Raw genomic sequence first — 8,456 nt, 5'->3', positions numbered from 1 at the left:
ACGAAGCGCGACCGCGCTTCGTCGTCCGACGTGGCAGGCCGTTTTATCTTGCCTTCCTCTTTTTCTTCTTCCTGATGTCGGTCGAATACATGAAGAGCCACCGAAAAAGCCACGCCACGATGGCACAAACCTGCGCCAATGCCGCAAACAAGACGTCACGGTGCGCTCCTTTGCGACACGGAGACGAACAGGTCATGAGGTGGGGCCTCCGATCGCATCACCTGAACGAAAATTGGTATCACCTCGGGCGCGTCCTGGGCCGCATCTCGGGATGCAAACGGGCCGACGAAAAGCCGAGTTCCGGACGGTATTTCGGCGTGCGGTCGATCGACAAAACCCGCGTCGAAAACCGGATTGCCGAATGACTCTCCGCGCAGCAGCCGGGCGACTCTTGTGACATATTTTTTTGTCTCGTCGGGAAGCGCATGACTGGTTCTCAACAGTTCCTCATACCGTCCGGGACCGGCATTGTAGGCCGCGAGGAAGCCCGCATCGCCGTAGCGGTCATGCAGCCACCGGAGATAGGTCGCGCCCGCTGTGATATTGTCGCGCGGATCGTATGGATCGCTCCCCAGATTCAATGCCGCGCGAAGCTTCCGCCATGTGTCGGGCATGATCTGCATAAGGCCCATCGCGCCCTTGGGTGATACCGCTGATGCATCACCCTGGCTCTCCGCGCGCATCACCGCCGTGATCCATGTTGGCGGGATGTTCGCGCGCGTGGCGGCCTCGGTGACATAGGCATCGAACGGCGCGGCGCTGGCCGTCTGCAAATTGGCTGCAAGACCGCCGCAAATCGGCAGTAGCATGAGCGCCGTTTTAACGCGGGCCATGACGCCACTCGGGCCGGTTCCAGACCAGCTGGAAGCTGTCGGCGTTGTCGCGGTCGGGCATCAGCCGGACGCGCAGCGGGCGTGCGAACAGCGGATCGTCGATCATCACGGCGAGCCAGAGTCCGATGCGCTCGCCCTGCCGTGCCCAGGCGCAGCCGACTTCCGTCCCGTCGTCATCCAGACCGCGCAGGACGCGATAATCGGGGGCGTTTTCGGAGGTGCGGTTTTCGTTGGGAACGATGGCCAGATCGTCGGCCATGAGAAAGGATGTGATCTGCCCGAAAAACCCGTTTTCGGTGCGGGTAAAGGTGCCAAGATGGATCATCGGAATGGTCTTTCCTGTTGGGGATTCATTGCAGCGGCGGAGGCAGCAGTACGGGTGACGGCATCTCGTAAGAATGAGGTTCGGCACGCCCGGTGGTGATCCAGACCGGGACAGCCCTGCCGATCACGGACGCGGCGGGAAGGGGGCCGAAATACCGTCCGTCGAGGCTGCGCGGTTCCGCCGGGTTCATGACGAAAATCTCGTCAGGCAAGAGGCGATGACAGCCCTGCCATACCGGCAGAGGGCGTCCGCGATGGTCACTGGCCAGCGCGTCTCCGACATGCGCACCGCCGATGCTGATGGCGCTTTTCGTGCGGCACACGTTTTGCCCCGGCAAGGCCGCAACGGGCTTCAGAAGCGGGACGCCGAACGGCAGATAGCCGCGCTGCGCCAACAGCAGCGCCAGCCGGTCGGGCAGACGCAGGGCGGCGATGTCCCCGACATGCAGGGCGCTACCGGGCTGGACGCGATATAGCCCGACCGGCACGCTGGCCGTCTCGTTCCACAACAGCCGGGGTGCGACATGCAGGGATGCGGATGCCGTGACAATGGCGATCCCGGTGAGCGTCGCGGCCAGCACGGAACGCCGGGTCATGACGTAAGCTTTCTACGCGCCAGCCATGCCTTGTGCATGGCGCGCGTATAGGGACGAGAGACTACGTTGGCGGCGATGCTACCGTTGAGGACGCGCCAGTGATCGGGGCAGATTTCGGCGGGGTGAAGCCCGAGTTCCTCGATGGCGTCGATCTCTTCCAACACCCGGCGGACCTTCGGCCAGCCGGACACGTCCAGCAGCAATTCGCCGCCAGGGCGTACGAAAGGTACGGTCTGGAAGGCGGCCCCCAGTTCCACCGCACGCACGATGTCGAAGCAGGAAACGACAGTCCCGTAGTCGTTGGCGGTCCAGCGGATGAAGCCGAATACGCTGTCTGGCGTGAAAGCGAGCAGACGGTGGCGCTTGTCCAGCACCTTGTCTGAGACCGGCTGACCAAACCTGATCCAGTGCTCGACGCGCTTCTCGATGAAGGTCAGTTCGACTGTGGTCAGGCCGAGGGCAACTGCGTCAGAGGCGTCCATGCCGGTCATGGTTCCCGCCTCCGGGCGCGCCGCGCGTCGATGACGGACGTGTACGTATCATCGGAGGTATGGGCGCAGCGATGGGCCTGGAGCCAGGCTTCCACGTCGGAGCGGGCATAGAGGACACGCTGGCCGAGTTTGAGGAAGGCTGGACCTTCGCCGATGCAGCGGTATTTCTCCAGGGTGCGGGGCGAGAGGCCGAGCAGTTCGGCGACCTCGGTGGTGCGTAGATAGTCGCGCAGGAAGCGCGCGGGCACCGGGCGCGGCGGTGGTAGCGTCAGCGGGGGTGGTGACACCGTTTTGTCGTTGGTCATGGAAACCTCCTGTCGGCGCTTCGTGCTTCAGGGCGTGAAGCGGTGGCGCTTTCGGGAGGCTGTCGGGAAAAATGCCGTCAGGGAGTGGAGGAAATGACGCGCGCGGATTTTTCCTCCCCAAATGCGTAAGCTGTCGTGGGCAGGCGTAGGAATGGGTACGTCAAAGCCCGTCCAGAAGGCTCACATAACCTCCGTGAACGAGGGCGCTTCCTTCGTCACGGAGCGTACGGGCCATGGTGCGCAGGGACGAATCGCGCCACACATCGTCGGGCATCGTCAGGGCAGACGGGTCGAGCAACGTCGCAGCGATCTGTCGTAGGCTCGCGTCTGCGGTTGCCAGATCGTAGGCGTGCAGGCGCAGCACAAGCTGGCGGTGGCGGGTCGGTGTGATCCGGCGGGGATGACGCGCAGGCAGACGGTGGCCGAGCACGACGGCGGAAAATCGTAAGGCTTCGTCGGAGCGGCGACGATAATGGGGATCGAGGGGAAGATGTACGGCTGGGCGGGCGGAAGCGTTCCAGCCGCCATGCAGCGATAGTGTAAAGGTGGCGCTGCCGCTGGCCAGCACGACGACTTGCCCCAGCCGGTCGGCTTTGTGGAGAACCTGTCTTCCCATGGCCGGGAAAGCGGGCAGGGGTGGCGGATCGAAGACGTCGAGGGCAGATGTCAGGCTGATGACGCTGGTCGTGGCGCGGCTTTGCCATATGATGGGAACGCGGGTGACGGGGAGGTCCGGGTCATGCGGGAAAACGCAACCTCCAGCGCTGGCAGAAAACGTCCCATTCACCGCCGGGATCGGGGCTTCCTGCTGCGACCAGGCTGGATGTTTCGGCGTAATCGTCGCGGTAGGAGCGCCAGCGCCGCATGAAGGCACCTGCGAGCCCGGCATCGTCCAGACGTTTCAGTGCGATCAGATCAGTCTCGGACTGCCAGATGTCGATCGGCATGGTGGGCGATCTCCTGTCTTCGTGGGCTCCGTAGGGGTGACAGATGATGATCCTTGGCGGGTTTCCTGTTTGCATAGTGCGAAGCGCGCATCACGAAATGGCGTGATGTGCGTCATATGAATCATGAATTAACGTGCGGCCCCTGAGGGACGCGCCGCGTTGTCTCGCTTCGTTGTGGGCGGGCATGAAAGCGAATTGCGTCCCCCAAAGCCGGAAACCAGCGGCTTTACACAGTCAGGATGACGCTGCCCGTCGTCTTTCCACTTTCCAGATCGGCATGCGCGCGGGCGGCCTCCCTGAGAGGATATTCCGCACCGATCGGATTGATCAGGCCGGATTGTAGTGCCGCCAGAAGATCGGCGGTGCTGCGTCGGTATAATTCCGGGTCATTGGCATAGGCGATCGAACTGGGACGCATCAGGGCGATCGAACGGGTGAAACCGAGATCCTCGACTCGCACGGGCGGGATCGGCCCGGCCGGTTGGCCGAGGCTTGCGGCGATGCCGAACGGACGGACGACTCCCAGGGTCTGGGCCAGCATGCCGCCGCCGATGCCATCGATCGCCAGATGCACGCCTTTGCCGTCAGCGATGGCGCGGGTTCGTTCGACCCAGCCTCCATCGCCATGCAGTAGCACTTCGTCGGCACCGGCATCCTTTGCCAGAATCGCCTTGCCCTCGGAGCCGACCGTGCCGATCACATGTGCGCCGAGGCGCTTGGCCCAGCGCGTAACAAGCTGGCCTACCCCTCCGGCGGCAGCATGGACCAATATCCAGTCGCCGGGTCGTACGACATGGACCTTATGCAGCAGCATATGGGCGGTGAGGCCACGCAGCATCGTGCTGCCCGCCACGCGATCGGAAATGCCGTCGGGGAGTTTCGCCAGACGGCTTTCCGGCAGGACACGGACCTCGGCGTATGCGCCCATTGGCATGCCGTGGTAGGCAACCCGGTCGCCGGGCTGGACGTTCACGACGCCGGGGCCAATGGCATCGACCGTTCCGGCCCCCTCGAAGCCCAATACCGCAGGATAGGCATTCAGGGGATACAGGCCAATCCGGTAGTAAATATCGACGAAGTTCACGCCGATAACCGATTGGCGGATGCGGACTTCGCCCGGCCCTGGTTCCGTTATGGTGATTTCGATCGCTTGCAGTGCCTCCGGTCCACCGGGGCTATTTATCGCCATGGCTATCGGCATGATTTGTCTCCCTTTCCGGGCAGCAGGCACGTTTTTGGCGGGTGAGAAAATTCCTAAACTTTTCACCTTACTTGTGCGAAAATTCACCGATGATCGACTGGCAGGACATTCACTATTTTTCGGTGCTCGCCCGCGCTGGGTCTCTTTCGGCAGCGGCGCGCGAACTCGGCGTGGATCATGTGACAGTCGGGAGACGGGTTTCATCCCTCGAAAAAGCCCTGGCGCTCCGGTTGATCGAACGCCTGCCCCGCAGCACGACCCTGACTAGGGAAGGGGAAGCGATTGCGTCTTTGGCGACAAAAATCACCGAACAGGTCCAGGCCATCGAACGACGGGCGCGGGGGTATGCGGCGTCGCCATCGGAGACCGTGCGTGTCAGCGCTTCGCCTGCTGTCGCGGCCCGTCTCATCGCGCCGCATGTGGTGAATTTCCATCGCGACCATCCTGGTGTCACGCTGGTCCTCTCCGGGGCTTCGCACAATGTCGCGCTGAACCGTGGTGAAGCGGAGATTGCGGTAAGGTTGTCGCGGCCTGAAGACCCTGATCTGATGATCCGGCGGATCGGGGTGATGCGGTTCGGGCTCTATGCGACGCGGGAAGTCGCAACGAAACCGCCGGAGGAATGGACATTTATCGGCTACGATCCTGTGCTGGAGCACATCACCCAGCAGGCGTGGCTCCGTACCCTCCTGACAGGGCGCTCTATCGTGTTTCAGGCCAGCGATCTGTTCGGGCAGCAGGAGGCCGCGCGGGCTGGCTTGGGAGCGGTGGTTTTGCCGCGCTTCATGGGAGATGACGATCCGGCGTTGGTTCGTCTGCCAGTGGAGCACACACCTCCGACCCGTGACATGTGGCTTGTAACCTATCCTGACCTGAAACGTTCTCCGGCGATCCGGGCCGTGATGAATTTTCTGGCGCAGATCATCGGTCTTGGATGTCCGCTTATCTCACGGTTAAGCTGATAATCGTTCCTGCAATTATGACAGCATAAATTGAAAGCCCCATATCGATATGATAAATTAGACTATTTTCCCCATTCGGGAAATTTGTGCATGCGTTGTCTCCGAATGCGAGTGGATAGGTGTCCTTAATGTATAGATTAGAGATATGTTTCTATGAATAGAGATAAAGCGTCGGTGTGGGTTCGTCGATGTATTAAGGCGGTAGGAATTATCGGTCTTTGCATATTTTCTAGCTTAATAGGTGGGGGATTAACTCGTCATTTCGGCAATAACGATTATAATCTCTCATATGCCGATTTTATATCTATCCTCCTCACGGCTATATCGCTATTAATGACCGTTTTAGCGATCTTCCTTGCTGTGATAGGATTTGTTGGTTGGACATCTATTGAGAAAAAAGTCCACGATAAAACTGAAGACTTCTTGCTGAACGGATTTAAAAAAGGTGGTCGTTTGGATAGTATAGTTGTTAGCACTATTGAGAGAAAGACAGAAGAACTTATGTTTCGTGGAGTTGAATCTGTGGATGGTGATGACGTGAACGGTAATGGTAATTCGGTGTCGTGAGGGTTGGGGATTATGAGCTTATTGGTTGATGATCGTGTTAGAGAAGATGAGGCTGCGATCGTCAGACGCTTTACGGCTGTTTTTCCCGTAAAAATTGGTGAACTCGCAAATGCATTAGGTTTGAAGGTTGTGCGAGCGCCCTTGGCTCCGAGAATATCAGGATTGATTCAACCATCTGAGGATGCGCCGGCTGGTTTTGAGATTCGAGTAAACAAATTTGAAGTTTCTGAACGGCAGCGGTTTACCGTAGCACATGAGATAGCGCATTATTTGTTGCACCGCCATGACATAGGATCTGGGGTGGTGGATAGTATTATGTATCGATCGGAACTTACGTCGAGGAAAGAGACAGAGGCCAATAAATTGGCGGCAGATCTTGTAATGCCAGAAAAGGCTGTGAGTGCAGAGATAAAGCGTTTAGGCGGCAAAAGAAATGAAGAAATGGCTGAGAAATTAGCTGCTATATTTCGGGTGTCTGTACCTGCTATGAAAGTTCGATTGGGAATAGCCTAGAGGGCTCGTGATGCTGGAAAATTTTCCTTATTGCCCCACGCTGTATGCGCGCGTGGCTGAAATGAAAGCTCTTTCTCAACTTCCAGCATCAACGAAAGATCGAATTTTTCCTCTTATTGTCGCGCGTCCTTGGCCAAACGCAAAAAAGTTAGAAAAAACTTGGGAGAAAATTACTTCTGCGATTGGTAAGCGCCGTTTTGCTCTCGATTTAGACATATCGAAGAAAAATGTGCAGTCCGATGCGGAAGCATGTCAAGAATTTAGAGAATTGTTTGACCCCCAAAAGGGGTTCGCATCTTATTATAAGCTGGTTTCTGAGATACCATACGCAATCCCAGTCTTGCGTATTAGCGGTGGGACTCTTCTAAATCTCGACGAACAAATTAAACATATTGAAGCACTTGATCGCGGTGTCGTTGTTAGAATTGAGTTTGGTTCTGTTCAAAATTACATTTCGATTCTTGAGAAAATACTGAAAAAATTGAGTGATTTCTCGATATTTGTAGACCTTGGATGGTCTAGAGATATCATTGGTAGAGAAATGTGGGCCTCTGGTATTGTTGAGTTCGTCTCAAGAGATCGCCCGGAAACTGAATTGGTAATCTCGGGAAGCAGTTTCCCAGACAAATTCTCTAACTTGGGAGATCGAGGTAAAGTATCAATCGAGGAAAGGATAGTTTATAATAGTTTGGTAAGAAGACATAATGCAGCCATTTTAATTTATGGAGATTGGGGTAGTACACGTCCCCCGTCCCCTCCGAGCCCGATGAAGAATGTGCCGCGTATTGATTTGCCAGAATCAGGTGATTGGATATCCTTTCGTCAAGATCAAGAGTTAGATGCAACAGAAACATATTCAGAAATAGCACAAAGAGTTATCACTGATTCGTCATGGCCTGCCGACTTAGATATTTGGGGAACTTACACCATTAAATGGACAGCAAATGGCGAGCCAGGAGCAATACGCAGTCCGAGTACAGCCGCAGCAGCACGGATAAATATACATTTGCATAGACAAGCCATGTTTGGTGGCAACGATATGATTGTTGATGGAGATGAGCCATTCTTGGATGAGATATGATTTATTCACATGGAAATTTGATATTTTATTAGTGATGCTGAAATAAAATCTGCCACCTTATTTGCGGTTTCCCGAATGGGATCGGTCTTGAGATGGGCATACCGCGCGGTGGTCTGCACCTGCGTATGGCCCAATAACCGCCCGATCATGGTCAGGTCCGCGCCAAGCTGGAGCGCGTCCGATGCGAAGGAATGGCGCAGATCGTGGATGCGTAGCGTATCCAGTCCGGCCCGCGCGCGTATCCGTCGCCACGGTTTCTGGATGTCGGTCAGATACTGCCCGCCCACCTTCCCGGTGATGACATAGGGATTGCCGTCGATCCGGGGAATGTCCGCCAGAACGTCCAGCGCCGCCTTACCGATGGGCACGACCTTGGCTCCGGTCTTGGAATCCGGTAGTCGCAGGACACTGGCGCGGACATCCACATAGTCCCATTTCAGGGTCTGGATTTCCCCAAGGCGGCATCCGGTTAGCAACAGTAGCCGGATGCAGGTCGCGGCTTCCGGCTCGCCGTCTGCCTCGCGGAGCACCTTGCCTAGTTGGTAACCGGCCGCTCAGGGCCGCCTTATGAGTGGATTGGATGATTGGTAATCTCCTGTTGTTAACGACGTCGTTATTGACGTCGTTTGGGAGGTG

General features: G+C 57.2%; 13 protein-coding genes. 4 read left to right on the top strand and 9 right to left on the bottom strand.

The window, feature by feature from the left end; all coding sequences use genetic code 11:
- Positions 1–155 precede the first annotated feature (155 nt).
- From EDC31_RS16835 to EDC31_RS16805, 8 genes are all read right to left on the bottom strand, one after another.
- Positions 156–833 carry a lytic transglycosylase domain-containing protein gene (locus EDC31_RS16835; RefSeq protein WP_132127194.1) on the bottom strand — a complete coding sequence of 226 codons (678 nt, stop codon included), beginning with the start codon at positions 831–833 and terminating at the stop codon, positions 156–158.
- On the bottom strand, positions 820–1,158 hold the full coding sequence (locus EDC31_RS16830; RefSeq protein ID WP_207912138.1) for a DUF736 domain-containing protein: 339 nt from the start codon (positions 1,156–1,158) through the stop codon (positions 820–822). Before EDC31_RS16830 ends, EDC31_RS16835 begins: the two co-directional genes overlap by 14 nt.
- A gap of 25 nt (positions 1,159–1,183) precedes the next feature.
- Complete coding sequence (locus EDC31_RS16825; protein WP_042060808.1) at positions 1,184–1,753, bottom strand: S26 family signal peptidase; 570 nt, start codon at positions 1,751–1,753, stop codon at positions 1,184–1,186.
- Positions 1,750–2,235, bottom strand: a complete 486-nt coding sequence (locus EDC31_RS16820) for a DUF2840 domain-containing protein (RefSeq protein WP_132127193.1) — start codon at positions 2,233–2,235, stop codon at positions 1,750–1,752. Before EDC31_RS16820 ends, EDC31_RS16825 begins: the two co-directional genes overlap by 4 nt.
- Before the next feature lie 5 nt (positions 2,236–2,240).
- A complete protein-coding gene (locus EDC31_RS16815; RefSeq protein WP_132127192.1) occupies positions 2,241–2,549 on the bottom strand; it encodes a helix-turn-helix transcriptional regulator in 309 nt (102 codons plus the stop codon).
- A gap of 160 nt (positions 2,550–2,709) precedes the next feature.
- A complete protein-coding gene (locus EDC31_RS17860; protein ID WP_052511991.1) occupies positions 2,710–3,165 on the bottom strand; it encodes a DNA -binding domain-containing protein in 456 nt (151 codons plus the stop codon).
- Positions 3,166–3,286: 121 nt separating this feature from the next.
- Positions 3,287–3,496: a transcriptional regulator domain-containing protein gene (locus tag EDC31_RS17855; protein WP_042059769.1), complete on the bottom strand. Its 210-nt coding sequence runs from the start codon at positions 3,494–3,496 to the stop codon at positions 3,287–3,289.
- 226 nt (positions 3,497–3,722) lie between these two features.
- On the bottom strand, positions 3,723–4,697 hold the full coding sequence (locus tag EDC31_RS16805; protein ID WP_042059768.1) for a quinone oxidoreductase family protein: 975 nt from the start codon (positions 4,695–4,697) through the stop codon (positions 3,723–3,725).
- Between the two features lie 89 nt (positions 4,698–4,786).
- On the opposite strand from EDC31_RS16805, the gene EDC31_RS16800 reads away from it, so the two are divergent.
- The 4 genes from EDC31_RS16800 (at position 4,787) to EDC31_RS16785 (ending at position 7,820) form a co-directional block, all read left to right on the top strand.
- Positions 4,787–5,659, top strand: coding sequence for a LysR family transcriptional regulator (locus tag EDC31_RS16800; protein ID WP_042059767.1), 873 nt, complete (start codon positions 4,787–4,789; stop codon positions 5,657–5,659).
- Positions 5,660–5,812: 153 nt separating this feature from the next.
- Positions 5,813–6,226: a hypothetical protein gene (locus EDC31_RS16795; protein WP_132127191.1), complete on the top strand. Its 414-nt coding sequence runs from the start codon at positions 5,813–5,815 to the stop codon at positions 6,224–6,226.
- Between the two features lie 12 nt (positions 6,227–6,238).
- Complete coding sequence (locus tag EDC31_RS16790; protein WP_081797667.1) at positions 6,239–6,739, top strand: ImmA/IrrE family metallo-endopeptidase; 501 nt, start codon at positions 6,239–6,241, stop codon at positions 6,737–6,739.
- A gap of 10 nt (positions 6,740–6,749) precedes the next feature.
- Positions 6,750–7,820 carry a beta family protein gene (locus EDC31_RS16785; protein WP_081797665.1) on the top strand — a complete coding sequence of 357 codons (1,071 nt, stop codon included), beginning with the start codon at positions 6,750–6,752 and terminating at the stop codon, positions 7,818–7,820.
- Between the two features lie 5 nt (positions 7,821–7,825).
- Here the strand turns inward: EDC31_RS16785 and EDC31_RS16780 are convergent, their stop codons facing one another.
- Positions 7,826–8,350, bottom strand: coding sequence for a tyrosine-type recombinase/integrase (locus EDC31_RS16780; protein ID WP_408735062.1), 525 nt, complete (start codon positions 8,348–8,350; stop codon positions 7,826–7,828).
- Positions 8,351–8,456 lie beyond the last annotated feature (106 nt).

Source organism: Acidomonas methanolica, from assembly GCF_004346035.1.
Classification (GTDB): domain Bacteria; phylum Pseudomonadota; class Alphaproteobacteria; order Acetobacterales; family Acetobacteraceae; genus Acidomonas; species Acidomonas methanolica.
Note: the sequence above shows the minus strand (reverse complement) of the source record. Positions and strands in the feature narration are given on the sequence as shown.